The organism is Xanthobacter pollutisoli (assembly GCF_040044995.1).
Classification (GTDB): Bacteria; Pseudomonadota; Alphaproteobacteria; order Rhizobiales; family Xanthobacteraceae; genus Xanthobacter.
The window spans coordinates 976,030-1,002,622 of the sequence record NZ_JBDZDP010000001.1 but is presented as its reverse complement, the minus strand read 5'-3'; the positions used below and the strand labels follow the sequence as shown (position 1 = coordinate 1,002,622).

General features: G+C 68.3%; 23 protein-coding genes and 1 tRNA gene. 13 read left to right on the top strand and 11 right to left on the bottom strand.

Features of this window, described 5'->3' with window-relative positions:
- The first annotated feature begins 85 nt into the window (after positions 1-85).
- The 4 genes from ABLE93_RS04670 to ABLE93_RS04655 all read left to right on the top strand — a co-directional run bounded on the left by ABLE93_RS04670 (position 86) and on the right by ABLE93_RS04655 (position 2,569).
- A complete protein-coding gene (locus ABLE93_RS04670) occupies positions 86-487 on the top strand; it encodes a hypothetical protein (protein ID WP_348838229.1) in 402 nt (133 codons plus the stop codon).
- Positions 488-829: 342 nt separating this feature from the next.
- Positions 830-1,318 carry a hypothetical protein gene (locus tag ABLE93_RS04665; RefSeq protein ID WP_348838227.1) on the top strand — a complete coding sequence of 163 codons (489 nt, stop codon included), beginning with the start codon at positions 830-832 and terminating at the stop codon, positions 1,316-1,318.
- Positions 1,303-1,911 carry a hypothetical protein gene (locus ABLE93_RS04660; RefSeq protein WP_348838226.1) on the top strand — a complete coding sequence of 203 codons (609 nt, stop codon included), beginning with the start codon at positions 1,303-1,305 and terminating at the stop codon, positions 1,909-1,911. Before ABLE93_RS04665 ends, ABLE93_RS04660 begins: the two co-directional genes overlap by 16 nt.
- A 34-nt stretch (positions 1,912-1,945) precedes the next feature.
- Complete coding sequence (locus tag ABLE93_RS04655) at positions 1,946-2,569, top strand: YcgN family cysteine cluster protein (protein WP_348838225.1); 624 nt, start codon at positions 1,946-1,948, stop codon at positions 2,567-2,569.
- Positions 2,570-2,573: 4 nt separating this feature from the next.
- Here ABLE93_RS04655 and ABLE93_RS04650 read toward each other — a convergent pair whose 3' ends face one another.
- Complete coding sequence (locus ABLE93_RS04650) at positions 2,574-5,450, bottom strand: EAL domain-containing protein (protein WP_348838484.1); 2,877 nt, start codon at positions 5,448-5,450, stop codon at positions 2,574-2,576.
- A gap of 386 nt (positions 5,451-5,836) precedes the next feature.
- The gene (locus ABLE93_RS04645) at positions 5,837-6,397 is read right to left on the bottom strand and encodes a hypothetical protein (RefSeq protein WP_348838224.1); all 561 of its coding nucleotides are present in this window, start codon (positions 6,395-6,397) and stop codon (positions 5,837-5,839) included.
- A gap of 168 nt (positions 6,398-6,565) precedes the next feature.
- On the opposite strand from ABLE93_RS04645, the gene ABLE93_RS04640 reads away from it, so the two are divergent.
- Positions 6,566-7,852 (top strand): NAD(P)/FAD-dependent oxidoreductase, encoded by a 1,287-nt coding sequence (locus ABLE93_RS04640; protein WP_348838222.1) that lies wholly within the window; start codon positions 6,566-6,568, stop codon positions 7,850-7,852.
- Between the two features lie 40 nt (positions 7,853-7,892).
- Here the strand turns inward: ABLE93_RS04640 and ABLE93_RS04635 are convergent, their stop codons facing one another.
- The gene (locus tag ABLE93_RS04635; RefSeq protein ID WP_348838220.1) at positions 7,893-9,515 is read right to left on the bottom strand and encodes an ABC-F family ATP-binding cassette domain-containing protein; all 1,623 of its coding nucleotides are present in this window, start codon (positions 9,513-9,515) and stop codon (positions 7,893-7,895) included.
- Positions 9,516-9,598: 83 nt separating this feature from the next.
- Positions 9,599-10,717: a class I SAM-dependent methyltransferase gene (locus ABLE93_RS04630; RefSeq protein ID WP_348838219.1), complete on the bottom strand. Its 1,119-nt coding sequence runs from the start codon at positions 10,715-10,717 to the stop codon at positions 9,599-9,601.
- 127 nt (positions 10,718-10,844) lie between these two features.
- On the opposite strand from ABLE93_RS04630, the gene ABLE93_RS04625 reads away from it, so the two are divergent.
- Entirely contained in the window at positions 10,845-11,900 is a 1,056-nt protein-coding gene (locus tag ABLE93_RS04625; RefSeq protein WP_348838217.1) for a GlxA family transcriptional regulator, read from the top strand.
- A 13-nt stretch (positions 11,901-11,913) separates the two neighbouring features.
- Here ABLE93_RS04625 and cysN read toward each other — a convergent pair whose 3' ends face one another.
- Both cysN and cysD read right to left on the bottom strand, forming a co-directional pair.
- Positions 11,914-13,830, bottom strand: coding sequence for a sulfate adenylyltransferase subunit CysN (cysN, locus tag ABLE93_RS04620; protein WP_348838215.1), 1,917 nt, complete (start codon positions 13,828-13,830; stop codon positions 11,914-11,916).
- Positions 13,830-14,729 (bottom strand): sulfate adenylyltransferase subunit CysD, encoded by a 900-nt coding sequence (cysD, locus tag ABLE93_RS04615; RefSeq protein ID WP_348838214.1) that lies wholly within the window; start codon positions 14,727-14,729, stop codon positions 13,830-13,832. The genes cysN and cysD overlap by 1 nt, the downstream gene beginning before the upstream one ends.
- A gap of 315 nt (positions 14,730-15,044) precedes the next feature.
- Here cysD and mutM point away from each other — a divergent pair, with 315 nt between their 5' ends.
- From mutM to ABLE93_RS04580, 7 genes are all read left to right on the top strand, one after another.
- A complete protein-coding gene (gene mutM, locus ABLE93_RS04610; protein WP_348838212.1) occupies positions 15,045-15,923 on the top strand; it encodes a bifunctional DNA-formamidopyrimidine glycosylase/DNA-(apurinic or apyrimidinic site) lyase in 879 nt (292 codons plus the stop codon).
- 132 nt (positions 15,924-16,055) lie between these two features.
- Positions 16,056-16,826 (top strand): enoyl-CoA hydratase, encoded by a 771-nt coding sequence (locus tag ABLE93_RS04605; protein ID WP_348838210.1) that lies wholly within the window; start codon positions 16,056-16,058, stop codon positions 16,824-16,826.
- 486 nt (positions 16,827-17,312) lie between these two features.
- Positions 17,313-17,397: transfer RNA gene (locus ABLE93_RS04600), tRNA-Leu, on the top strand.
- Positions 17,398-17,567: 170 nt separating this feature from the next.
- Positions 17,568-18,590 carry a helix-turn-helix transcriptional regulator gene (locus ABLE93_RS04595; protein ID WP_348838209.1) on the top strand — a complete coding sequence of 341 codons (1,023 nt, stop codon included), beginning with the start codon at positions 17,568-17,570 and terminating at the stop codon, positions 18,588-18,590.
- Between the two features lie 100 nt (positions 18,591-18,690).
- Complete coding sequence (locus tag ABLE93_RS26960; protein ID WP_510182976.1) at positions 18,691-18,963, top strand: SUMF1/EgtB/PvdO family nonheme iron enzyme; 273 nt, start codon at positions 18,691-18,693, stop codon at positions 18,961-18,963.
- Entirely contained in the window at positions 18,960-20,429 is a 1,470-nt protein-coding gene (locus tag ABLE93_RS04585) for an arylsulfatase (RefSeq protein WP_348838208.1), read from the top strand. The genes ABLE93_RS26960 and ABLE93_RS04585 overlap by 4 nt, the downstream gene beginning before the upstream one ends.
- A 65-nt stretch (positions 20,430-20,494) precedes the next feature.
- On the top strand, positions 20,495-21,244 hold the full coding sequence (locus ABLE93_RS04580) for a porin family protein (protein WP_348838207.1): 750 nt from the start codon (positions 20,495-20,497) through the stop codon (positions 21,242-21,244).
- Positions 21,245-21,253: 9 nt separating this feature from the next.
- On the opposite strand, the gene ABLE93_RS04575 is transcribed toward ABLE93_RS04580, so the two are convergent.
- From ABLE93_RS04575 to ABLE93_RS04555, 5 genes are read right to left on the bottom strand one after another with little or no spacing between them, the layout of a single operon-like run.
- The gene (locus ABLE93_RS04575) at positions 21,254-22,297 is read right to left on the bottom strand and encodes a LysR family transcriptional regulator (protein ID WP_348838205.1); all 1,044 of its coding nucleotides are present in this window, start codon (positions 22,295-22,297) and stop codon (positions 21,254-21,256) included.
- Positions 22,267-23,136 (bottom strand): ABC transporter permease, encoded by an 870-nt coding sequence (locus ABLE93_RS04570; protein ID WP_348838204.1) that lies wholly within the window; start codon positions 23,134-23,136, stop codon positions 22,267-22,269. The genes ABLE93_RS04575 and ABLE93_RS04570 overlap by 31 nt, the downstream gene beginning before the upstream one ends.
- Positions 23,063-23,848 (bottom strand): ABC transporter ATP-binding protein, encoded by a 786-nt coding sequence (locus ABLE93_RS04565; RefSeq protein WP_348838201.1) that lies wholly within the window; start codon positions 23,846-23,848, stop codon positions 23,063-23,065. Before ABLE93_RS04565 ends, ABLE93_RS04570 begins: the two co-directional genes overlap by 74 nt.
- Entirely contained in the window at positions 23,845-24,807 is a 963-nt protein-coding gene (locus tag ABLE93_RS04560; protein ID WP_348838199.1) for an ABC transporter substrate-binding protein, read from the bottom strand. Before ABLE93_RS04560 ends, ABLE93_RS04565 begins: the two co-directional genes overlap by 4 nt.
- A gap of 60 nt (positions 24,808-24,867) precedes the next feature.
- Entirely contained in the window at positions 24,868-26,568 is a 1,701-nt protein-coding gene (locus ABLE93_RS04555) for an MOSC domain-containing protein (protein ID WP_348838198.1), read from the bottom strand.
- Between the last annotated feature and the right edge of the window lie 25 nt (positions 26,569-26,593).

The following is a 26,593-nucleotide window of genomic DNA, read 5'->3' as shown; positions in this document are numbered from 1 at the left end:
TTTGCGCGGTCGTGCGGTTCCAGTCATCGGGGAGCGCGCGTCGCGTCGCAAGAGAGGCCGGGGCAGATATCCGAGGTTCAGCATCATGGCCAACCCGTCCACCGGAGCCAAGTCATCGTCCATCGTGCGCCTGCGGGCCGGCCTCCTGGTGCTGGTCGCGTCTATTATCCTGTGCGGCGTGGGGGGGAATTTCGTCGCCCGCCAGTTCGGCCTCGGCATCGGCTGGGCGCTCCTCCTCGCCGTGATCATCTGGGTGGCGGCCGGCATGCTGATCGCGCGGCTCGACAGCCGCATCTATTACGCGGTCGCCCTGGCCGTCACGGTGCTGATCGGCTACCTCGTCTACGATTTTTCGGCGTCGGCATTGGGATGGCCCGACACCGTCTCCCTGGTGCTGGGGGTGCTCGCCGCGGCCCTGCTCGCCTTCACCTTCTACGATTTTCGCCGGCTCAAGCGCGAGCTGCGGCTGTGGGCCTACCGGCGCTAGCCACTCCGGGCGATCGCGCCGCCTTGCCGCGCGTCCGCTTGATCTCGATCAACGCTGCCACCCAAGCCAACGCCTAGCTTTCCCCAAAATTGAGATTTGGGGGAAACATGCCCGCGCAGACCGCCATCTGGCTCACCGCCGTCCTCGTCGCCTTCGGTGGCTTCGCCCTCGCCCTCGCCTGGGCGGACCATCATTCCAAGGCCGGCCCCCGGCCTTGAGATTCCCCGGATCTGAGATCGTCCGGCTGCCGGCCTGATCCTTCCCCATCCGCCAACCCTTGCGGCGCTCGGCCGCCGCAATAGAGTGCGGACGCGGCGCATGCCGTGAGGGGAGGGGCGGATCATGGCGCGGGTCATGGCGCGGATCGGGGGTCGGCACGGCCCGGGGGCCTGCGGGCTGGGCCTTGCGCTGCTTCTGGCGGCAAGCCCGGCGGCGGCGACCGGGACGCTCACCTGCAGCATCGACGACAAGCGCGTCGCCTTCGAGGCGCAGACCGCTTTCTCCCACGGCTTCGGCGCAGGCTTCAACGGCTTTCAGGCCCGGCTTGAGCTGAAGGGCAAGGACGCGCCCGCCGGCTTCGCCCCGCTGGAGCTGAACGCCGAGGCACTGGTCCATCACTGGTTCCACGGCAAGGACGTGCGGCTGCATCTGTTCCACGCCCCGTCCGGTGGACCCGACGGGGAGGTGGAACTGGTGCTCCAGGCGCGGGCGACCGGCGGGGAGGAGGACGGCTATGCCGGCCGCTACGTCCTCACCGTCTCGGCGCCCGGCTCCGACGGCAAGTCCCGCACCCTCAGCTTCAAGGGGCGGGCGACGTGCTCCGCCGGCTGATCGCTGCGGGACTGACGACGGCGGCGGTCCTCCTCGGTGCCGTCGCAGAGGCCTCCCCGAAGCAGAAGGCCCTGCCCGCCTTCGATTGTGCCGGCCCGTTCGGCGCGGACAGCAGCGAGGCCGCGCTCATCCGCCGCTTCGGCCGCAAGCATGTGGTGTTCCGCACCGTGCCGGCGCCAGAGGGCGAGATGGTGAAAGCCACCGTCCTCTTCCCCAATGACAGGGCGCGCCGCGTCGAGATCACCTGGCTGGACGAGCGCCGGCGCCGGCGCCCCGCCGAGGTGCTCATCTACAATCCCGGCCCCTGGCGGGCGCCGGAGGGCATCATGATCGGCGCAACCCTCGCCGAGGTGGAGGCCGCGAACGGCAAGCCCTTCACCCTGTCAGGCTTCGGCTGGGATTATGGCGGAAGCGTCCTCGACTGGGACGGCGGGCGGCTCGCCCGGCCCGGCTGCCGTTTCCAGCTGCGGTTCGAGCCCACCGCCCTTGCCGATGCGGTGGATGTGGACGGCGACCGCGAATTCCGCTCCGACAACGCAAACATGCGTGCGGTGAAGCCGGTCGTGTACCAGATGCTCATCGCCTACCCGTGAGCGACGCGCCGGGCGTCCTATGCTACAGGGGGCCATGCCGCCCCCCATCAAGCCCCGATCCGCCCGATCCGAGGCGTCGCCCGCGCCGGACCGGCCGGCACCCGACGGGGGGCCGTTCTGGCGGGCGAAGCCGCTCGCCGCCATGACCGCCGAGGAGTGGGAGAGCCTGTGCGACGGCTGCGGCCGCTGCTGCCTGGTGAAGCTCGAGGACGAGGATTCCGGCGCAGTCGCCTATACGGACGTCGCCTGCCGCCTGTTCGACACCGCCTCGTGCCGCTGCGCCGACTATGCCCGGCGCTCCGAACAGGTCGCGGATTGCGTGCGCCTCACGCCGGAGAGCGTGACCAGCCTCTCCTGGCTGCCGCCCACCTGCGCCTACCGGCTGGTGGCCGACGGCAAGGACCTGCCATTCTGGCATCCCCTGGTGTCGGGCGATCCGCACAGCGTCGCGGCGGCGGGGGTGTCGGTCCATGGCAAGGTCGGAGGGCTCGAGACCCAGTTTGGCCTGTTCGAGCTGGTGGACCATATCGTCGCCTGGCCGGTGCGCTGGCCGCGCGGCGCCAAGGGGGCGCGGCTCCCGGCATCAGGCAGGTCCGTCGCAGCGGGACGCAGAGCCGCCGCCCGCGGGTCTGTCGGGGAAGAGCCCGAAGACGCGTGAGCGGCTATTCGGCCGCGGTGCTGGATCGCTTCTTGCGCGCGTCCGCCGGCGCCGGCTCGATGAGGGCGCGGCATTCCTCGGCGGTCAGCGGCTCGCCGAAGACGACGCCCTGGCCGTATTCGCAGCCGAAACGCGTCATCTCGGAGGCTTCCACTTCCTTCTCCAGTCCCTCGGCCATGACGTCCATGCCGAGATCGTGGGCAAGGTCGATCATGGCGCCGACGATCACCGGCCGCGCCGCGCGGGCCGGGCCCTTGGCGGTGGAACGCACGAAACGGGGGTCGATCTTCACGCAGTCGAAGGGGAAGCGCTGGAGATAGGCGAGGGAGGAATAGCCGGTGCCGAAATCGTCGAGGCACAGGCCCGCGCCCAGTTCGCGCATGCGGCCGAGCACCACGGCGGCATATTCGGGGTTCTCCATGACCAGGCTCTCGGTGACTTCGAGCTTCAGCGAGCCCGGCGCCACCGTGTTGCGGGCGAGCACCGATTTCAGGTCCTGGATCAGGTCGTGGCGCAGGAGCTGCCGCGACGACACGTTGACGTGCATGAACAGCGGCGGGTCCACCCGCAGCAGGCGCTGCCACTGGCCGAGCTGGCGGGCGGCGCGATCAAGCACGAACAGGCCGAGGTCGAGGATGAGGCCGGTTTCCTCGGCAAGCAGCAGGAACTCGGACGCGGCGAGTTCGCCGAGGCGCGGGTGGTTCCAGCGCATATAGGCCTCGAAGCCGCCGATGGCGCGGTCGCCGAGGCGCACGATGGGCTGGTAGCGCACCGTGATCTGGTCCTTGTCGAGGGCCTCGCGCAACTCCTGCTCCAGCACCACCCGGTCGATCTTCTGCTGGCGCATGGCGGGGCGGAACACCTCGATGCGGTCGCCGCCGATGCGCTTGGCGTAATACATGGCGAGCTCGGCGTCTTTCAGCACCTCGTCGCGCTTGGTCTGGTCCGGGCCGGACAGCACGAGGCCGATGGAGGCGGTGACGAACACCTCCCGGTCGGCGAAGGCGATGGGCGCGCGCAGCGAACGGCGCAGGGTGTCGGCGAAGGTGGTGATGCGCTCGGGATCGCGCTCGGACATGAGGATCATGCCGAACTGGTCGCCCGAGACGCGGGCCAGCGTGTCCTGCGGCTTCAGCAGCCGCATCATGCGGCGGGCCACGGTGAGCAGGATGGAATCGGCCACCGCCATGCCCACCTGCACGTTGAGCTGCTTGAAGCGGTCGAGGTCGATCACCATGACCGTCGGCTTCACCTTCTCGTCGAGGCGGGCGAGGACGAGGGCCTGGTGCAGGCGGTCGAGGAAGAGCTCGCGGTTGGGCAGGCCGGTGAGGTTGTCGCGCACCGCGTCGTGCAGCAGGCGCTCGGCGGCGATGCGCTCGCCGGTCACGTCGGTGAGGGTGCCGATGCAGCGCACCACCTCGCCATCGGCGCCCACCACGGGCCGGGCCTTGAGGTTGAAGGTGAGGTAGTGGCCGTCGATGGCGCGCAGCCGGAAGTCCTGGTCGATGCGGCCGCGGCGCTGGTCGATGATGCCGTCCAGCGTCGCGCGGAAGCGGTCGCGGTCGGCGGGGTGGAGCACCTCCAGCCAGCCGGCGGCCTCGGTCTCCAGCGAGTGGCGCTTGAGGCCGAGGGCCTCCTCGGCCTCGGGGGAGGTATAGATGCGGTCGGTGTCCACATCCCAGTCCCACACGATGAGGCCGGAGCCGGCGAGCGCCAGCGCCCGGCGCTCCAGCTCGGAGGTGGAGCCCTGGATGCCGCCGATGCCGGCGAAGGCGTGCTGCATCACCGTGAAGCCGATGAGCATGACGATGAGCACCAGCCCCCCCGACAGCGCCGGGGCGGCAAGGTCGTTGGTGACAAGGCCGGCGACGGTGAGGCCGGCCATCAGCACCCACACCACCAGCAGCGACCAGGTGGGGATGATGAGCACGGCGCGGTCGTAGCCGTGCTGCGACAGCCAGATCACCACGCCGAAGCCGGCGACGGCGACGGCGAGGAGCGAGAGGCGGGCGATGCCGGCCGCCACCGGCGCATCCAGCAGCGCCACCACCACCAGGGCGGCCAGGAAGGCCAGCCAGCCGGCGGCCACGTGGACATAGCGCACGTGCCAGCGGTTGAGGTTGAGATAGGCGAACAGGAAGACGAGCAGTGTCGCGGTGAGGATGGCCTCGCCCGCCGCCCGCCAGAATTGCTCGGCGATGGGAGAAAGGCCGAACACCTTCGACCAGAAGGCGAAGTCGAGGCCGATATAGCCGAGCACCGCCCAGGCCAGGGCCGCCGCCGCCGGGAACATCACCGAGCCCTTCACCACGAACAGGATGGTGAGGAACAAGGCGAGCAGGCCGGCGATGCCGATGACGATGCCGTGGTACAGGGTGAAGGCGTTGACCCGGTCTTTATAGGCGTCCGGTTCCCACAGATAGAGCTGGGGCAGGGTGGGCGAGCCGAGCTCCGCGACGAAGGTGACGGTGGAGCCGGGGTCGAGGGTGATGAGGAACACGTCGGCGTCGGGCGCCGTCTGCCGCTCGGGCTTGAAGCCCTGGCTCGGCGTCAGGGAGATGATGCGACGGTTGCCCAGATCCGGCCAGAACAGGCCGGAGCCCGACATGCGGTAGTGCGGCGCGACGATGAGGCGGTCCACCTGCTCGTCGGTGTTGTTGGTAAGGGCGAAAGCGATCCAGTCCGCCCGGTTGCGCCCGTCGGAGGTGGGCACCTCGATGCGGCGCACGACGCCTTCGGCATCCGGAGCGGTGGATATCTGGAAGCGGCCGTCGTCGGTAGCCTCCCGCTGAACGGCGGGCAGAAGGTCCACCACCTTGGCGTCGAGGCGCAAAGCGATCGCCTCCATGCCCTGCGCGCTGCCGGTGAGCGTCGAGAGCATGAGAAGAAGCGCGACAGGCAGCGCGAGCACGCCAGCGAGGAACGACCGCAAATCCTGGTCTCCGCATCCGGCACCCTGCCGGACCGATAATCCTTGGGAAAGCCCGGCGCCCGATGCGCCATGGCGGCAACGGACCTTGCCCTCCCCATGGGGCACTTCACGGGGGCGGGCCCGACCACCGCGCGTCCATGGGTACGCAAACGATCCACGCCCTGATTCATCTAGCCAAGCCGTGCGGCCGGAGCAAGGCGCCGCTTGCGCAATAGGGCGTTTCCAAAGTCCGCCGCCGCGCGTTGACGCTGCGGCCTCGGGGCGATGGAGCCGAAAACGAATGCGCGCCCGAACGGGCGCGCATCAGGTCGGATACCCCGCAAGGGGCCGAAGGGTCAGAAGAAGCGGCGGGCCGCGTCGCGGTCGTCGCCCGCCAGCGGAGCGGGCTCACGCGCAAGACGTGCAGCCTCTTCGCGGCGCACGTATTCCGAGAAGGGGTCCAGGGCTTCCTCCACGGCTTCCTCGGCGCGGGCGGAGACCACCTCCAGCGGCTGCTGCACCGGGCGCGGGGGGGCCACATGCTCCACCGGCACGGCCTGGTCGGAATCCGTGGTGCGGGTGGCCTTTGCGTCCAGCCACGGCAGCGGGTAGGGCGAGGCGATGTAGGCGACGCCGTCTTCCTGCTCCCAGGCGACCATGTGGACGGCCTCGTCCGCCGGCATGCCGGGCAGGGAGAACATCTGCGGCATCTCGCGGGCGCTGCCCGACCAGCCGATGGTGTGGGCGAGCTGGAAGGCCTCGTCGAGGAAGGCCGCGACGGCCGCGAGGCGGTCGGCGCGGAGCGACTGGATGAAGTCCACCTCGAGGAGCCGGCGCAGATACGCCTCCACGCTGTCCCCCGCCGCCCACTGGGCTCCGGTGGCAAACTGGTAAACATAGACGCGCGGATTGGCCATCACGCAGCTCCGAATGACAACAATTGGGCGCCCCTCATACCAAAAGAGGCATCGAAACACAAAATCGCGCTCCGAGCGTGCGCCGCAGAGGCTTAAATCTTCGTGACTTCCACAGGCACCCCGCGCTTTCATCGTTGCCGACGGCGGCGCTTTGCCAGAGGGGGAGCGATGCGGGACAACCCGAAAACTCACGGGCTTTGGGAGATGACAGCGCCGCCCGCGCCCGAGACTTCCCCGCTCCGGGCGGAGGTAAGGGTCGATGTGGCGGTGATCGGCGCGGGCTATGCCGGTCTTGCCGCGGCGCTCAGGCTGTCCGGCGCGGGCGCCCGCGTCGCCGTGGTGGAGGCGCAGGGCGTCGGCTTCGGCGGCGCGGGCCGCAACGTCGGCCTCGTGAATGCCGGCCTCTGGGTGATGCCCGATGCCCTCGTCGCCACCCTCGGTACCGAGCGCGGCGAGCGATTGCTCGCTTTGCTCGCCGACGCGCCCCAGCAGGTGTTCGATCTCATCGCCCGCCACGACATTCCCTGCGAGGCGGTGCGCGCCGGCACGCTGCACTGCGCGGTCGGCGCGTCCGGGCGGGCGGAGATCGAAGAGCGCGCCGCCCAATGGCAGAAGCGCGGCGCCCCGGTGCGCCTGCTCGATGCCGCCGCGACCGGCGCGGCGGTGGGCGGCGGCTCCTATAGCGGCGCGCTCCTGGACCTGCGGGCCGGCACCCTTCAGCCGCTGGCCTATGCGCGCGGCCTCGCGTCGGCGGCCCTCGCGACGGGGGCGGAGATCTTCACCGAGAGCCCGGCGCGGGCGGTGGAGCAGGCCGGCGCCCGCTGGATGGTGCGCACCGACACCGGTGCGCTCGATGCCGACTGGATCGTGGTGGCGAGCGATGCCTACAGCAGCGGCCCCTGGGCGGAGCTGCGCCGCGAGCAGGTGCCGCTGCCGTATTTCAACTTCGCAACCGCGCCGCTGCCGGAATCGGTCCTGCGCGGCATCCTGCCAGGGCGGCAGGGGGCGTGGGATACGCGGCAGGTGCTGTCGTCCTTCCGGCTCGACCGGGCGGGCCGGCTGGTGTTCGGCAGCATCGGCGCGCTGACGCCGGCGAGCGGCGCCATCCATGCCGCCTATGCCCGCAGGGCGTTGAAGCGGATCTATCCCGGGCTGGAGCCGGGGCCCTTCGTCGCCGGCTGGTACGGCACCATCGGAATGACATCCGACGCGCTGCCGCGTTTCCATCGCATCGGACGCAACGTCATAGCCGTCAGCGGCTACAACGGTCGGGGCATCGGGCCGGGAACGGTCTTCGGCGGCCTCCTGGCGGATCTCGTCCTCGGCCGCATTGGCGAGCAGGACGTGCCGCTCCCCCCGGTGCCGGTGGTTCGCCCGCGCTGGCGCGCCGCGCGCGCCGCCGCCTATGCCGCGGGGTCCAGCCTCGCCCACCTCGTCGGCGCGCGGCGAGGGTGAGACGCGCCACACCCCGAAGGCGTCTTGCTCCCGGCAGCCCCTAGTTCCGAAGTCCGGGCGCTTCCTGCCCGGTGCGGGCGACATATTCGCTGTAGCCGCCCTGATACTGGTGGATGCCGTCCTGCGTCAGCTCCAGCACGCGGTTGGAGAGGGCGGCCAGAAAATGCCGGTCGTGGGAGACGAAGAGCATGGTCCCCTCGTAATCGGCCAGCGCCGCCACCAGCATCTCCTTGGTGGTGATGTCGAGATGGTTGGTGGGCTCGTCCAGCACCAGGAAATTGGGCGGGTCGAACAGCATCTTGGCCATCACGAGCCGCGCCTTCTCGCCGCCGGAGAGCACCCGGCAGCGCTTTTCCGCGTCGTCGCCGGAGAAGCCGAAGCAGCCAGCCAGCGTGCGCAGGGCGCCCTGTCCGGCCTGCGGGAAGGCCTCTTCCAAAGTCTCGAACACGGTGCGCTCGCCCTCCAGGAGATCCATGGCGTGCTGGGCGAAATAGCCCATCTTCACGCTGGCGCCGACGTTAACCGTACCGTCGTCCGGCTCTGTGGAACCGGCGATGAGCTTGAGCAAGGTGGACTTTCCGGCGCCGTTGACGCCCATCACGCACCAGCGCTCGCGGCGGCGGATGTGGAAGTCCAGCCCCTCATAGATGACCTTGCTGCCATAGCTTTTGTGGACGCCCTTGAGGCTCGCCACGTCCTCGCCGGAGCGGGGCGCGGGGGCGAATTCGAAGGCCACCGCCTCGCGGCGGCGGGGCGGCTCCACCCGGTCGATCTTGTCCAGCTTCTTCACCCGGCTCTGCACCTGCGCGGCATGGGAGGCTCGGGCCTTGAAGCGCTCGATGAAGGCGATCTCCTTGGCGAGCATGGCCTGCTGGCGCTCGTATTGCGCCTGCTGCTGCTTCTCGTTCAGCGCCCGCTGGCCGGCGTAGAATTCGTAATCGCCGGAATAGGAGTTGAGGCTGCCGGTGTCGATCTCGACGATCTTGTTGACGATGCGGTTCATGAAGGCGCGGTCGTGCGACGTCATCATCAGCGCGCCGTCGAAGCCTTTCAGGAAGCTTTCCAGCCAGATGAGGCTCTCGATGTCGAGATGGTTGGAGGGCTCGTCGAGCAGCATCACGTCCGGGCGCATGAGCAGGATGCGGGCGAGGGCCACCCGCATCTTCCAGCCGCCGGAGAGCTTGCCCACGTCCCCGTCCATCATCTCTTGGCTGAAGCCGAGGCCGGCGAGCACCTCCGCGGCGCGGCCCTCCAGCGCGTAGCCGCCCAGTTCCTCGAAGCGGGCCTGCACCTCGCCGTAGCGCTCGACCAGCTGCTCCATCTCGTCCATGCGGTCGGGATCGCCCAGCGCCGTCTCGATCTCCTTCAGCTCGGCGGCGACGACGCTGACCGGGCCGGCGCCGTCCATCACCTCGGCGAGGGCGGAGCGGCCGGACATCTCGCCCACGTCCTGGCTGAAATAGCCGATGGTGATGCCGCGATCGGCCGAGACCTGCCCCTCGTCCGGCGTCTCCTGCCCGGTCATCGTGCGGAACAAGGTGGTCTTGCCGGCGCCGTTGGGGCCGACGAGGCCCACCTTCTCCCCCTTCAGCAGCGCGGCGGACGCCTCGATGAAGACGAGCTGCCGGCCGTTCTGCTTGCTGATGTTGTCGAGGCGGATCATGGGACAGGGGCACCCGGTGGAAAGGAACTGCCGGGCGACTTAAGCCATCTTGCTGCGCTGCGAAAGAGCGGATCCATCCCGCCTCACGGGCGGGCGACGAAATAGGCGTTGACGATGTCGTGGGGCAGGCGGCTGATGGCCACCTTGCCGAAGCCGGCCTCCCCCAGCATCCGCTCCGCCAGCTCCACGCCCCACATGGCGCCGAGGCCCGGCCCGCCCTGGCCGAGGGAGACCGGCGTGCAGTGCATGCAGGACATCATGTAGAGGTGCGATCCCACCGGGTGGTCCAGATTGCGCTCGAGATGGCTCGATCCGCCGATATCCACCATGAGAAATGCTCCGGCCGGGCGCAGCGAGGCGCGGACGGCGCGCAGCATCCGGGCGGGATCGCGCTGGTCGTGGACCGCATCGAAGGCGAAGGCGAGGTCGCAGGCGCCGAAATGGTCGAGGCCGGAAAGGTCCGCCGCCCGGAAGGCGAGGTTGGTGATACCCTCGGCCCGCGCGGTGTCCTGCGTCCCGGCGAAGGCGTCCGGGCAGAGGTCGAACCCGGTGAAACGGCTGCGCGGGAAGCGTCGGGCGAGCTCCAGCAACGCCTTGCCAGCGCCGCATCCGGCGTCGATCACGTCGATGCCGGATTCGAGGCGTCCGGTCATCTCGGGCACCAAAGGCAGGATGTGGTCGACGAGCTTCGACACCACCGCCTCGTCGCTGACCTCGGCCATGACCGCGTGGAAGCGACCGTAATGGTGGTAGTGCGTGCCCTTGCCGTCCGTGAAGCGCGCGACGATCTCGTCCTCCACGCCGGCGACGACGCCGAGGAACTGGGTGCTGATGGCGATGTTGACGGGCCCGCCCGCCGTCAGGAAGGCGGCATGCTCGGCTGGCAGATGATAGGTGGTATCGTCCGGCGCATAGGTCACGGCCCTCGCCGTGACCATCACCGCCAGCCATTCGCGCACGTAGCGCTCGGCAAGGCCGGTGTGCGCGGCGAGCGCGGCGGCCGTGCAGGGCGAGATGCCTGCGAGGGCGGCGAACAGGCCGGTGCGGTGGCCCACCGAGGTCATGAGGACGAAGGCGGCATCGTTGATGGCGCCGAGCATGCGGCCGGCGAATGCCTGCGCCTTGGCGGCGTCGAACGCGGGCGCCGCCGTTGCCGGGGCAGGGGGCGCGTCCTCGCGGATGGATCGGGCTGTGCTGGTCATGGTCTTCTCCCTGAGCGGCCGAGGCGCATCGCCGGCCGGCTTCCCATGGGGCAGGGGTACTACGCGGGCGCTGCACTCTCAGGTAGGCTCGTTTCGGATCGAACCGGTTCTGATCGGAACGCAAGGCATGGACGCCCGCCGCCCGAAACCCGCCGAGACGCCGCGCGCCTGCGGCCCGCTCACCACCGTCGTGCTGGCGACGCCGGAGGCGGGGGCGTCCGGCACCTTCATCATCATCGACGTTCTGTCCTCGGTGGGACGTCTATGGGAAGCGCTCCACGGCGAGGAGATCAAGCCGCCGGTCTTCCGACCGCGCCTGCTGTCGTTCGACGGCGCCCGCTACGTCAATCCCATCGGCATCGAGGTGGCGCCCCACGGCGCACTTTCGGACGAGCCGGCCCCGGACATCGTCATCATCCCCGAGCTCCAGCTTGGCCTCTCCGGCGAACTGCCGCCCTCCTACGCGCCCATCGTCGACTGGCTGAAGGCGGCCCATGCGCAGGGCGCTCTGCTGTGCGCGGTGTGCTCGGGCACGGTCCTGCTGGCGGCCACCGGCCTTCTCGACGGCGAGGACGCCGCCACCCATTGGGGCTATTGCACCGTCATGGCGCGGCGCCACCCCCATGTGCGGGTGCGCAAGGAGCGCGTCCTGGTGCCGGCCGGCATCGGCCACAGGCTGGTCACCAGCGGCGCCGCCTCGTCGTGGGACGACCTGCTGCTCTATCTCGTCGCGCGGTTCGCCGGTCAGGAGCAGGCGCGGCGGGTCGCGAAGGTGTTCCTGCTCAATGCCCATCCCCAGGGCCAGTTGCCCTTCGCGAGCCTTGCCGCCGTGCCGCACGAGGACGAGATGGTGGCCGAGGCCCAGGCCTGGATCGCCGAGCATTACAAGGGCGCGAGCCCGGTTGCCGCCATGGCGGCGCGGGGCGGCCTCACCGAGCGGACCTTCCTCAAGCGCTTCCGCCGGGCCACCGGGCTGTCGCCCATGGAATATGTGCAGGTGCTGCGCATCGAGGAGGCGAAGCATCTCATCGAGGCCACCGACCTGCCCCTCGACGAGATCGCCGCCGAGGTGGGCTATGCCGAGCCGGCGAGCTTCCGCCGGCTGTTCCGGCGCAAGGTCGGCCTCTCCCCCTCGGCCTATCGCCGCCAGCGCCTGCCGCCGCTCGCGGCGGTGGAGGGCTGACGGGATCCTGGGCTCAGGGAATGAGGGCGCGGATGATGGCGTCGGCGGCCTCTTCGGGCGTCATGGCCGTGGTGTCGATGCGCATTTCCGGGGCGACCGGCGCCTCGTAGGGGCTGTCGATGCCGGTGAAGTTCTTCAATTGGCCGGCGCGGGCCTTCTTGTAGAGCCCCTTCACGTCGCGCCGTTCGGCTTCGGCCAATGGCGTATCGATGAACACCTCGAAGAACTCGCCCGGCTGCATCATGCCGCGCACCATGTCGCGCTCGGCGCGGAACGGGCTGATAAAGGCGGTGACGACGATGAGGCCGGCATCGGTCATCAATTTCGCCACCTCGCCCACGCGGCGGATGTTCTCCACCCGGTCGGCGGCGGTGAAGCCGAGGTCCTTGTTGAGGCCGTGGCGCACGTTGTCGCCGTCCAGCAGGAAGGTGTGGCGGTTCATCCGCGCCAGTTTCTTCTCCACCAGATTGGCGATGGTGGACTTGCCGGCGCCCGACAGGCCGGTGAGCCAGACCACGGCGGGCTTCTGGTTCTTCATCGCCGCGTGGTGCTCGCGGGAGATGTCGGTGGACTGCCAGTGCACATTGTCCGCCCGGCGCAGGGCGAAATGGATCATGCCGGCGCCGACGGTGGCGTTCGTCATCTTGTCGATGAGGATGAAGCCGCCGAGGTCCCGGTTCTCCGCATAGGGCTCGAACGGGATGCGCCGGTCGGTGGCGATGTTGCAGGCGCCGATGGCGTTCAATTCCAGCGTCTTCGCCGCCAGGTGGTCCATATTGTTGACGTTCACCTGGTACTTCGGCTCGGTGACGGTGGCGGACACCGTCTGGGTGCCGAGCTTCAGCCAGTAGGGCCGGCCGGGCAGCATGGGCTGCTCGTCCATCCACACGATGACCGCCTCGAACTGGTCCGCCGCCTGCACCGGGGCGTCCGCCGCCGCGATCACGTCGCCGCGGGAGCAGTCGATCTCGTCCGCGAGGCACAGGGTGACGGACTGGCCGGCCACCGCTTCCTTCAGGTCGCCGTCCAGCGTGACGATGCGCGAGATGGTGCTGGTCTTGCCCGAGGGGAGCACGCGGATGGCATCGCCGGGCCGCACCTTGCCGGCGGAGATGAGGCCGGAGAAGCCGCGGAAATCGAGATTGGGCCGGTTCACCCACTGCACGGCCATGCGGAACGGCTTCTCGGCATCCGCCGACGCCTCGATCTCCACCGTTTCCAGATGCGCCATCAGCGTCGGGCCGGCGTGCCACGGCGTGTTGGGCGAGAGCGAGGTGATGTTGTCGCCCTTGAAGCCGGAGATGGGCAGGGCCACGAAATCGGCGATGCCGATGGATGCGGCGAAGGCGCGATAGTCGGCGACGATCTTGTCGAACACCTCGCGGCTGTAGCCCACGAGGTCCATCTTGTTCACCGCCAGCACGATGTTGCGGATGCCGATGAGGTGGGCGAGGTAGGAGTGGCGCTTGGTCTGGGTCAGCACGCCCTTGCGCGCATCCACCAGGATCACCGCAAGGTCGGCGGTGGAGGCGCCCGTCACCATGTTGCGGGTGTACTGCTCATGGCCGGGGGTGTCGGCGACGATGAACTTGCGCTTCTCCGTGGCGAAGAAGCGGTAGGCGACGTCGATGGTGATGCCTTGCTCGCGCTCGGCGGCGAGGCCGTCCACCAGCAGCGCGAAATCGATCTCCTGCCCCTGGGTGCCGACCTTCTTCGAATCCGCTTCCAGCGCGGCGAGCTGGTCCTCGAAGATCATCTTGGAATCGTAGAGCAGCCGCCCGATGAGGGTGGATTTGCCGTCGTCCACGCTGCCGCAGGTGATGAAGCGCAGCATGGTCTTGTGCTGGTGCACGTCGAGATACTTCTCGATGTCCTCGGCGATGAGGGCGTCGGTGCGGTAGACGGCTTCGGTGTCGAGCGCTTCCGACATCAGAAGTACCCCTCCTGCTTCTTCTTCTCCATGCCGGCGCCGCCGGCATCCTTGTCGATGGCGCGGCCCTGCCGCTCGGAGGTGGTGGTGAGAAGGGTTTCCTGGATCACCTCCGGAAGGGTGGTGGCGGTGCTCTCCACCGCGCCGGTCAGCGGATAGCAGCCGAGCGTGCGGAAGCGCACCGAGCGCATCTGCGGCGTCTCGCCGGGGCGGAGCGGGAAGCGGTCGTCATCCACCATCAGGAGGAGGCCGTCGCGCTCCACGGTCGGGCGCGGGGCGGCGAAATAGAGCGGCACGATGCGGATGCCCTCCAGATGGATGTATTGCCAGATGTCCAGCTCGGTCCAGTTGGAGATGGGGAAGACGCGCATGCTCTCCCCCTTGTTCTTGCGGGCATTGTAGAGGTGCCAGAGCTCGGGGCGCTGGTTCTTGGGGTCCCAGCGGTGGTTGGCCGAGCGGAAGGAGAAGATGCGCTCCTTGGCGCGGCTCTTCTCCTCGTCGCGGCGGGCGCCGCCGAAGGCCGCGTCGAAGCCCCATTTGTCGAGCGCCTGCTTCAGCCCCTCCGTCTTCCACATGTCAGTATGAAGCGCGCCGTGGTCGAACGGGTTGATGCCCTTCTCCTGCGCCTCGGGATTGTGGTGGACGAGCAGCTCCATGCCGGCGTCGCGCGCGGCTTCATCGCGCAGCTCGTACATGGCGCGGAACTTCCAGGTGGTGTCCACATGGAGCAGCGGGAAAGGCGGCGGGGCGGGGAAGAAGGCCTTTCTGGCGAGATGCAGCATCACCGCCGAATCCTTGCCGACCGAATAGAGCATCACCGGGCGCTCGGCCTCGGCGACGACCTCGCGCATGATGTGGATGCTCTCCGCCTCAAGGCGCTCCAGATGGGTCAAGCTCATCGGGTCTTCGAACCTCAATCCTGTTTCGGCGCCCTCAGGGGTGCGCCCGCCGCCGGCGAATCCCGCGCGGGGTGGCTTATTTCGCATAAAACACGTGTAGATATATGATTTCTACTCCAAAACGGGAAGGATTGCGAGGCGTCCGTTTTGCCGACCCCTTCTTCCCGCTCCTTCTTTCCACTCCTTCTTCCTCCGCGGGCAATAGCTGTGCCGTACGCCGTGCCGTCTCTTGCGTCGCGACCGCGCAGGCCCGATGCTGAGGGCCTGTGACGATTCACGCGCCGGTTGCGGCGCCTCGCTGACGCCAAGGAAAAAATGCCCGAATTGCCCGAGGTGGAGACCGTCCGCCGCGGTCTGATGCCTGTCTTGCAGGGGGCCGTGATCGAGAGCGCCGAGGCGCGCCGTCCGGACCTGCGCTGGCCGCTGCCGGAGAATTTCGCCGAACGCCTCGCCGGCCGCCGCATCGAGGCGGTGGGCCGGCGCGCCAAATATCTCCTCGCCGATCTCGACGGCGGCGAGGTGATGATCCTCCACCTCGGCATGTCCGGCTCGATCCGCATCGAGGGGGAGAAGTCCGGCCGGCCCGGCGCCTTCCACCATCCGCGGGGCGCGGCGGGGCTGCACGATCACGTGGTGCTGCATCTCGCCGGCGGCACCACCGTGACCTTCAACGATCCGCGCCGCTTCGGCGCCATCCTGATCGTGCCGTACGACCGGCTGGATTCCCATCCGCTGCTGGCAAGCCTCGGGCCGGAGCCGCTCGGCAACGCCTTCCATGCGGACTACCTCGCCCGTGCCTGCGCCCGCCGCAACACCCCGCTGAAGGCGGCGCTGCTGGACCAGAAGATGGTGGCGGGACTTGGCAACATCTATGTCTGCGAGGCGCTGTTTCGCGCCGGCCTTTCCCCCCGCCGCATGGCTCAAACCCTCGCCAACGCCATGGGCGGCCCGACCCAGCGCGCCGAACGCCTCGTCACCGCCATCCGCGACGTGTTGCGCGAGGCCATCCAGGCGGGCGGCTCCTCGCTGCGCGACCACCGGCAGGTGAACGGGGACCTCGGCTACTTCCAGCACACCTTCCGCGTCTACGACCGCGAGGGCGAGCCCTGCTGGAACCCGCGGTGCAAGGGCGTGGTGCAGCGCATCGTCCAGTCCGGCCGCTCCACCTTCTTCTGCGCCATCTGCCAGCGATAGGGCAGCCCCGCACGGCGGCTGTGCGGCCTTGCCTCTTCGCCTGTCCCGCCGAAACGGGTTAGAGCACTCTCTCGCGCGCCTGCGCGTTCGGCAAAACGTCCGGCGTCACGCCGGAACGGGGAGGAATTGAGGATGGCATACGAGACGATCCTGGTGGAGCAGCACGACCGCGTGGGTCTCATCCGGCTGAACCGGCCGCAGGCGCTGAATGCGCTCAACGCCCAGCTCATCGACGAGCTGAACGCCGCCCTCGACGGCTTCGAGCGCGACCCCGGCATCGGCGCCATCGTTCTGACGGGATCCGAGAAGGCCTTCGCCGCTGGCGCCGACATCAAGCAGATGCAGAACTTCACCTATCCGGGGACCTATCTCGACGACTACATCACCTCTTGGGAGCGCCTCTCGCGCGCCCGCAAGCCGGTGATCGCCGCGGTGGCCGGCTTCGCCCTCGGTGGCGGCTGCGAGCTCGCCATGATGTGCGACTTCATCCTCGCCGCCGACACGGCGAAGTTCGGCCAGCCGGAGATCAAGCTCGGCGTGATGCCCGGCTCGGGCGGCACCCAGCGCCTCACCCGTTTCGTCGGCAAGTCCAAGGCCATGGAAATGTGCCTCACCGGCCGCATGATGGATGCGGCCGAGGCGGAGCGCGCCGGCCTCGTCTCCCGCGTGGTGCCCGCAGCCGAGCTGGTGGAGGAAGCACTGAAGGTGGCCGCGACCATCGCCGGCATGTCGCTGACCGTGGCGATGCAGACCAAGGAATCGGTGAACCGCTCCTACGAGACGACCCTTGCCGAGGGCATCCGTTTCGAGCGCCGCGTGTTCCAGGCCCAGTTCGCGCTGGCCGACCAGAAGGAAGGCATGGCTGCCTTCGTCGAAAAGCGTCCCGCCAAGTTCGAGCGCTGACGTGCTCCGGACAGGGGAAACGCCCCGCCCGCCCCGGCAGCCGCCGGTCGGGCCCAGGCGCCCGACCCGGCTGAGGCGGCCGGCCTCGGGCCACCGGGGGGCGGCATTTCGGGCGAGGACGAATCTTCTCTCGTCTGAGCGCATCGCGATCACGCTGCGCCGGCCGGGCGGGTGGAGACACTTGTTTCTCCACCGGGCGGCAACACCGTTGAGAGCGCGGCCGGCCTCGCATCCTCCAGCCTCGCAGGGTGCCCTTCGGAGGTCCGACCGACCTCGTCCCCACGCTCGCTTGCTAACTCCCTGTTCCCCGCGCTGGCGGGTCGGCTGGGACCAGACTCCGCCGTCCCGGGCGCTGGGTCGGCGCCGGCCGACCGGCGCCACGTTGGGAACTCCCCATCTTTCCGTGGGCGAAGCCGCCGCGCGTGTTGACAAGCCCTCCACCCGACCCTTATGTGTCGCGCTCCTGACGGCCCCGCGCCGTCTGGAGCCCAGGTGGCGGAATTGGTAGACGCGCTGGTTTCAGGTACCAGTGGTGAAAGCCGTGGAGGTTCGAGTCCTCTCCTGGGCACCATTTCAGCATCCAGAAATGTCTGGAAGCGTCTGAAACTAGATGCGAAATCAAAGTCCTACAGCGCCGCATGCGTCTCGCTGGATCCGCTGAGGTCCAGTGCAGTGGTCTGATGGCCCGTATGGCGCTAGAAGCCGCCCTTGTTGTTTTTGCGGGGCCGGACGTCATCGCCTATGTGGGACCGACATCCCGTCAATCTCTCGCTGGTGCACATGCTCCCGGACGTCGCCGATCGTCGGGGCGTCGCGCTGGCGCCGTTGCTCGGTCGGGCGGGCATCGGCGGGGACCTGGAACCGGGCCGTCACGTGGCGCGGGCGCAGATCGCCACCCTGCTGGAAGAGTTCTCTCGCAAGACAGGCGCACCCGGTATCGGGCTCGACCTTGCGGCCGGTGCGGATCCGCTGCGGCTCGGCCCCAGCGGGCAAGCCCTGCTCGGAGGGCGGACGCTGCGCGAGTGCCTCCACGCGCACATGCGCCACATGCCGTCCTTGCAGGGCGGCGTCCGTATCGCCATCACCGAGAGCGAAGGCCGCGCCTGCTGGCGCCATTCCTTCGCGGACAGCGATGCCGACCATGCGGGGGTGCTCAATGAAGGCGTCGCCGCCTTCGTGCTGGCCGCGCTGCGGGCGGTGACCGGAGAGGCTGGCTGCGACCTTCACGTCCGGCTGCCGCATCGGGCACGCATGCCGGCCCGCGACTATGAGGACAAGCTCGGCGCCGGCGTCGCCTTCGGCAACGGCGTCGGGATCGCCGTGAGCTTCGACGCCGCCTGGCTCGACCGGCCCAACGCCCTGTTCGGCGCCGTGCCGCCGCCGAACGACCCTGGGGCAACCCCGCCGTATGCGTGGGATCAGCGCGACGAGCGTGTGCTCATGGAGACGCTTGAACTCATCATCGCTGCCGCCGCGATGTCGGGACGCCTGTCGCTTGTCGACACGGCGCGGAGCCTCGGCCTGTCGCCGCGCAGCCTGCAGCGGCAACTGGCGCGGCTCGGGACATCCTTCGAGGCCCAGGTGGACGCGTGGCGGCGGGCGCAGGCGCAGCGCTACCTTGTCGACCCGATGCTGCCGGTGGGGTCGATTGGCCGGATGCTGGGCTATCGCGACCCTGCCCATTTCATCCGCGCCTTTCGCCGCTGGGAGGGCGCATCGCCCGCCAGATGGCGCGGCGCCGTTCTGGCGCGAAATGGCAATTGAGGACCCACGCGAACTCTGGCTATGGCTGCTTCCTGATCGACGCTGACCAGCGCCGTCCGGACGATCAAGCCGCTTAGACAGGCGTGGACATGAAGCAGTGATGCGCGGGCACGGTGCGGACGCTTTTCAGCCTGATCCTGAAGCCCATGCCGTTGACGGCATGACCTGGATTGCCGGCGGCCGTTTCCTCATGGGCTCCGACCGCCATTATCCCGAGGAACGCCCGGCCCATCCCGTCGCGGCGGATGGCTTCTTCATCGACCACACCCCCGTCACGAACCGGGACTTTGCCCGCCAGACCCTGGACACCGCCTCGGGGCACATCGGCTTCCGCTGTGTCCGGCGGGTCGCGCTCCCGACGAGGTCATCATGACAGACACGCCCCCTGCCTCCGCACCGGCCGCGCCCAACCGGCGCGATGTTCTTGCCGGCGGCGCTGGATTTCTCGCCGCCATCGCCGGCCTGTCGCTGCTTTCGCCAGGCGCGCGGGCGGTGGACGCGCCGCGCCCCCATATTCTCTACATCGTCGCGGACGACCTCGGCTTCGCCGACGTCGGCTTTCAGGGGTCGGACATCCGTACCCCGAACCTCGACGCGCTGGCGGCGGGCGGCGCCAAGCTCAGCCATTTCTACACCCAGCCGTTCTGCACGCCGACGCGCGCGGCGCTGCTGACCGGGCGCTACCCGATGCGCTACGGGCTGCAGGTCGGCGCCATCCCGTCGGGCGCCGGCTATGGCCTCGCCACCGACGAGTTTCTGCTCCCGCAGGCGCTGAAGGCGGCCGGCTATCGCACCGCGATTGTCGGCAAATGGCATCTCGGCCATGCGGACCGCAAGTACTGGCCGCGCCAGCGCGGCTTCGACTATTTCTATGGCCCGCTGGTCGGCGAGATCGACCATTTCAAGCATGAGGCGCACGGCGTCACCGACTGGTACCGCGACAACACGCTTCTGAAGGAAGAGGGCTACGACACCGAACTGTTCGGTGCCGAGGCGGTGCGGCAGATCGCGGGCCACGACCCGAAGACACCCCTCTTCCTCTATCTCGCCTTCACCGCCCCCCACACGCCCTATCAGGCGCCGCAGCGCTATCTCGACCAGTATGCGGGCATCGCCGATCCCGAACGGCGCGCCTATGCGGCGATGATCACCGCCATGGACGAGCAGATCGGCAAGGTGGTGACGGCGCTCGACGCGCGGGGACTTCGCGAGAACACGCTCATCGTGTTCCACAGCGACAACGGCGGCACCCGCAACAAGATGTTCGCCGGCGAGGGCGCCGTGGCCGGCGACCTGCCGCCGAGCAACGCGCCGCTGCGCGAGGGCAAGGGCTCGGTCTATGAGGGCGGCACCCGCGTCGTCGCGCTCGCCAACTGGCCGGGCCGGATCGCACCAGGCACGGCGGAGGGCGTGATGCATGTCGTCGACATGCTGCCGACCCTCGCCAGGCTCGCCGGCGCCGATCTCGGCAAGTCGAAATCGCTCGATGGCGGCGATGTCTGGCCGGCGCTCGCGGCGGGCCAGCCCGGCCGTGCCGAGGTGCTCTACAACGTCGATCCGACCCAGGGCGCGGTGCGCGAGGGCGACTTCAAGCTGGTCTGGCACGTCGCGCTGCCGCCGAAGGTCGAGCTGTTCGACCTCGCCAAGGATCCCTCGGAGAAGACGGACCTCTCCGCCGCGCATCCCGAAAAGGTGGCGCAGCTGCAGCAGCGCGTGGTGGATTTCGCCCGCACCATGGCGCCGCCGCTCTTCTACAGAGCGGCGCTGAAGTCTGCGCTTTCCGCACCGCTCGCGCAGCCCGGCGAGGCGCTTTACGAGATGGGACTGGAGACCGATTGATGCGCGCTTGCTTGTCGGCGGCCCGCCGTTCCGCGGCAGCCGCCCTCCTCGGTGCCGCCGCCCTGATGACGTTCTCCGGCGCCGCGCCGGCGCGCGCCGCCGATCTTGCATCTTCCCCGCCGGCGATGGATGTCGACGCGCCGACCTTCTCCGCCACGATCTACCTCTGGGCCAGCGCGCTGCATGGCACCAGCGCGACCCTGCCGCCCCTGCCGCCCGCCGAGATCGATCTCAGCTTCGGAGACGTTCTGAAGGATCTCAATGGCGCGGTGATGGGCGCGGGAGAGATGCGGGTCGGGCGCTGGGGCTTCCTCGCGGACCTGATGTTCACGCAGGTGACCCCCTCCGGAACACTGCCCGGTCCCTGCGCCGCCGGTTTCGAGGTGCGGTCGCGCAGCCTGACGCTGCAAGGCGACGTGCTGTACAGGCTGTACGAATCGGACGCGCTGGACATCGATGCCGGCGCGGGACTGCGCGTCTGGCACCTCAACACCAGGCTCACCGTCGACCCCGGCCTGCTGCCCTCGGGCCTCGCATACAGCCAGACCGAAAGCTGGGTCGATCCGGTCATCGCGGGCCGTGTGCTTGCCCAGCTTGGCGGCCCGTGGAGCCTGACCGTGGTGGGCGATATCGGCGGCTTCGATGTCGGCTCCAAGCTCACCTGGCAGGCGATCGCCACGGTCAACTACCAGTGGAGCGAGAACCTCGCTTTGCGCGCCGGCTACCGCGCGCTCTCCGTCGATTATGAGAACGGCAATTTCCTGTACGATGTGCGCATGCAGGGGCCGGTGCTCGGCGCGACTTACCGCTTCTAGGCCGCGGAGCTAGGCCCGATACCGATCCAATTGCTTGCCGACACCCGTCTGCTGGGCGATCTCTACGAAAGCACGCACCGCCGGCATCAGGGGCTCGCGTTCGTGGATTACGAGACCGATCGTGGCGGTCTCCGAGGGATTTACGATGGGAATGGACCGAATGGAGACCCAGTCCCCCAGCAGATAGAAATATGAGTGGGGCACGACGGTCAGCCAGTTTCCCGTTCGCATATGCGCAAACAGGCCGAGGCTGCAGTTTGTTTCAATGACGGCCTGGGGCACGATGCCGACGCTCGCGAGGATGCGATCGATGATAATCCGGTTGTGCAAATGCGGGCTGAGCAGACACAACGGCAGCATCCCGACTTCCTTCCAGTCGATCGACTTTCGTGCGCTCAGGGGGTGGTCTCTGGGAACGAGCAAATAATAGGCTTCTTCATACAAAGTGTAAGGCCGAAGTCCGCCGAGCGTCAGCCCGTCCAGATACGTAACTCCGATGTCATACTCGAACTCCTTCAATCCCCGTTCGATTTCCGGCATCGTTTTGCAAAGGACCGAAAGCTTGACGCCGGGGTGCTTCGCGGCAAACGGCGCGGTGAGCAGCGACGTGATCGTCATCGCGACCGGCGAAAGGGCAATGCGAAGCGTGCCCGTCAGGTGCGCATCGGGATCTTCCCAGTTGGTGTTCAGCAGCCGGTCGTGATCGGCGATGAACTGGCGCGCCAGAGCGAGGACGGCCTCGCCCTCCCGGGTGAAGCCCTGGAATCCCCCCTGGTGACGCTGGACGATCGGCACCCCGAAGTGCCGTTCGAACTGCCGGAGCGCCTGAGACAGCGCTGACTGGCTGATCCCGAGAGATGCAGCGGCGCGACCGAAATGCCGCTCCTTGGCCAAGGCGACCAAATAGCGAAATTGGTTGATCTGCAATATCTTCTCCGGGCGCCTATCGAGCTGTTCAAGATCCTTGCAGGATTTCGACGCGAACACCACCGGAGAAATTGAGGCGACCTGCCGGTCTTGCTCTATTTCCCGCTTTGTTGTGCGCGATACCACGGAAACAGCCAGTACAGCAGCGCCATGAAGAGCGTATCGGCTATGAAACCGAGAATGGCAAGCACCACGATGCCAACGAAAATGTTGTCCACGCGGAAGGACAGCGCCGAATTCTGGATGAAATAGCCAAGGCCCGCGAGGGCGCCGGCGAGTTCGGCTGCGACGAGGACGGTAAAGGAGATGGACAATGCCACCCGCAAGCCCGAGAAGATTGGCGCGAGGGCGGCGGGAATAACGACGCGAAGCAGCAGCGTTCCCCGCTTGGCGCCAAGGCTCTGTCCCGCGCGGATGAACAGCGGGTTCACCCCTTTTACGCCGAGCAGGGTGTTGATCCACACCGGGAAGAACGTGGCCCAGGCGATGAGGAATACTTTTGCCCCCTCGTTGATGCCGAACCAGAAGATGATCAGGGGCACAAGGGCGAGGGGCGGAATGGCCCGCGCCATCTGCAGAACCGGGCCGACGAACCACTCCATGAAGGCAATTCTGCCGAGGACCACTCCGAGCGCGATGCCGAGCGCCGAGCCCACGGCGTATCCGAGCGCCATCCTCAGGATGCTGGCCTGGACGTGCTGCGCCAGTTCCCCCGTCTCGTAGATGGCGGCCGCGGAGTGAAACACCTCGAGCGGGGAGGGCAGCATGATGCGGTCGACAAGGCCACTTGCCGCCGCAAGATGCCAGAGGAGGAAAAACGAGAAGATGCCCAGCGCGCTGACGGCAAGGCGACGGGCGGCCCCGCTCCCGCCTGCCGGCCTGACATCGCTCTTAGGAGGCCGCATGGCCGATGTCAGCCTCGAAAGCATCGTAGAGGCGGGCGAATTCGAGGGAAGTACGGACACGCGGCTTCTCCAGATCGATCAGGACGTCGCGCACGACCCGCCCCGGATTGGGCGACATGACCAGCACGCGGTCGGCCAGCCTGATGGCTTCGTCGATGTTGTGGGTCACGAACAGGATGGTCGGCTGCTCCAGTTCGTGAATGCGGATGAGTTCGCCCTGCAGGTGGTTCCGCGTCATGGCGTCGAGGGCGGCGAAGGGCTCGTCCATCAGCAGCACCTTCGGACCCGCGGCCAGCGCCCGGGCGATCGCGACGCGCTGCTTCATGCCGCCCGAGAGCTCGTTGGGGTAGCGGTCGGCGATATGGCCGAGATTGACCATGTCGAGATAGTGGCCCGCGCGTTCCCGCCGCTCCTTGGCGGGAAGCCCGGCGATCGATGGGCCGAACTCGATGTTTCCCTGGATGGTGAGCCAGGGAAACAGCGAATAGTCTTGAAACACCATGCCCCGGTCGGGCCCGGGTCCTTCGATGACCTGTCCGTTCACGAAGATGTATCCGTCGGACGGCGACAGGAAGCCGGCGATCAGGTTGAGAAGCGTCGTCTTTCCGCATCCGCTCGGCCCGAGCAGGCAGACGAATTGCCCCTTCGGGATGCTCAACTTGACACTGCGCAACGCGAGCTGAGCGGGATCGAAGGAGAACGACACGGAATCGATCTGGATGAAGCTGGCACTGCCGTCCGCTCGGACCGGAACCGGTGGATGCGCGGTCATGAGCCCCTCGCATCCGCCAGCAGGGTGGCGTCCAGATAGTCCTCATAGTCGGGCATCGTCGCGTCGGGACGCACGATGCCTTCGGCCATGGCCCATTTCGCCTCCTCCGTCATGAGGCGCTTCATGGTCGGGACGTCGTTGGTCAGGCCGATCTGCATGCGGGTGATGGCGTCGGCGGCGATCTGCGGATCCATCTGGGAATATCGGGCGCCGATGCTGATCGCCTCCGCCGGATTGGCCTTGATGTAGTCGCACGCTTCGCCAAGCGCACGCAGCGCGTTGACGAGGACGGGGCGTTGCTTGGCGATGGCCGTGGTGTTGGCGATCAGCGATGCATGGATCGCGTTGAGGCCCGGCTCGGCGAGGCGGTGGAAGCGCTCGCCCGGAAGCCGGACGGCCTGGGTCAGGAACGGCTCCTGCCAGACGAAGCCGTCGATCGCGCCACCGTTCAGCGCCGAGATCATTTCCGGCGGGCCGAGGCGAACGATGGAGAGATCCGAAGGCTTGAGGCCATGCTTCTTCAGCAGCAGCGAAAAGTAATAATGGGACGGATTGGCTTGGACGATGGCAATCTTCTTGCCCTTTATGTCTCCAGGCGATTTGATGGCCTTCACGGCCGCCAGCTCCATGTTCTCGACCCTGTTGAACGAGGCGAGGATCTTGGCCGGGTTCTTGTTGAATGCGCCGATGGCCATCGACAGGTCGGTGGAGACGCCGCAATCGGCGCCGCCAGCCCCCACCGCGATCAGCGTGGCTGTGCCGTGCGGCGACGGCACCACGACCGGATTGATGCCCCGCGCCTGCCAGAGCTTCTTCTCGTAGGCCACGTAGAAGGGGAGCCACGCGATCGGGGTATCGTGGGCGATCCGCAAGGTCGCCGCATCCTGCGCCCGTGCCAGGCCGGGTGTCATGAGCGCCAGCATCATTCCGCTGAACAGGCGCCGGTTCATCTCAGTCATCCCGTCATCCTCTCATAGTCCGCGCGGGAGACATGCCGCTCCCGGCTCATTTCGATTGCGTCAGAGGTCCATGTGGACGTCGCAGTCCACGGGGTAGGCGCAGCACAGCAGCACTTCGCCCGGCGTAGTCTCGGCGAACGGCGTGAGCTGATATCCGGTCCGCCCCGAGACGATGGGCGTGGCGCACCGGCCGCAGATTCCGGAGCGGCACTCGGACTCGATCGCCACGCCGCCGGCTTCGGCAACGTCCAGCAGGCTCATCCCGGGGCGCCAGACGGAAGAGCCGCCGCTTGCGTCGAAATGGATCTGCGCTTCCGATGGCGGCTCGGGCTTCATGGGGGATGCGTCGGCGCCCGGTGCCCTCTGCGGCGCGCCGAACGTCTCCGTGAAGATCTCGGCGCCGGGAAGCGCCAGCTCGCCGACCCAGCGCGTCACGTCCAGAATGAAGGACGGGGGGCCGCAAATGTAGATTCGGGCGTTCACCAGTCCGCGCAGCAGATCCGCGAGCAGCGGCTCGTCGATCCGGCCCACGCTATCGTGGGTGCGCCCCAGGACATCCTCGCTCCCCGGGGCACTGAACCGGACATGGCGCCGGACCGAGGGGTGATGGCCGGCGATCTCCCGCGTCTGGTCTGCAAAGGCGTGATCCGCCGACCGGCGCGCGCCGTGAATGAAGGTGATGCTCTCGGGCACGCAGCGCGAGCCGTTGTTGGTCGCCGCCGCCTGCAGCATCGCCATCATCGGCGTGATGCCGACGCCGGCCGAGATGAGAACGAGGGGTGCGGTGGTGTCTCCGGCCCACACGAAGCTTCCGCGCGGGCCGAGTACGCGCAGGCGATCGCCTTGCTTGGCGTTCAGGTGAAGCCACTCGGAAAAGCCGCCCGGCTCCCGCTTCACGCTGATGCGCAGGTGCCCGACCGGCAGCGCCGATACCGAATATGCGCGGGATTGCTCCGAACCTTCACCACGCACGACGATATGCTGGCCCGGCTGCACAGGCGGAGGGCCGCCGCCGTCTGCGGGCTCGAGCAGAAACGAGCGGATGGACCGGCTCTCATCCTGTGTCCCGGCGATGCGGAAGTCGCGGAACACGCGGCTGCGGCCACCGGTCCGCAGCGTTGAGAGGGCGGCGTTCACCTGCGCACGCCAGTTTTCCGCAAGCTCCGGCACCTCCGCGAGTTCCGCCAGCGCGTCGGCGTCCGCTCCCGGGTTCGCCGAAAGGTCGTTGAGGCGCCGGATCGGCCAGGCCGGATTCGGCCGCTCAATCAGTTCCGCCAATGCTCCGGAAGCGATGCGGCCGCCTTCCAGCACGCGGAAATACCAGCCGCAGCGCCCGGTTTGCGTCAGCCGCCGGGGCAGGCGCAGGTCATCAAAGCGCAGAGCGAGCTTGAAGCAGGGCTTGCGCGGCCGCGTGACCTGCATCAGCACCGCGCCGATCCGGACGGTGTCGCCAACGCACACCCCGGCTTCATCCCACCCCTCCATGGAGAGGTTCTCGCCCAGGCTTCCCATGCCCCACAGGGCGGCATGCTCGGGAAACTCGGACATCCATTCGTCGTAATGCTCGAACGGATAGGCGTAGACCGCCATGTCCGGCCCGCCGTGGACGCGCAGATCGGCCTGCCGGTCGCCGGCGAGCCCGCCCGCGCCGACGTCCACCGCCCCTTCGACAGGGCGCTTGACGAAGGCGCTCGGGGTGCCGCCCGCTCCGAGCGGAGCCGGCTCACCGACAAAGATGCCTTTCAACAGGGCGGCCTGCATCGCTTCCTCTAGGGGTTGCGCCGCC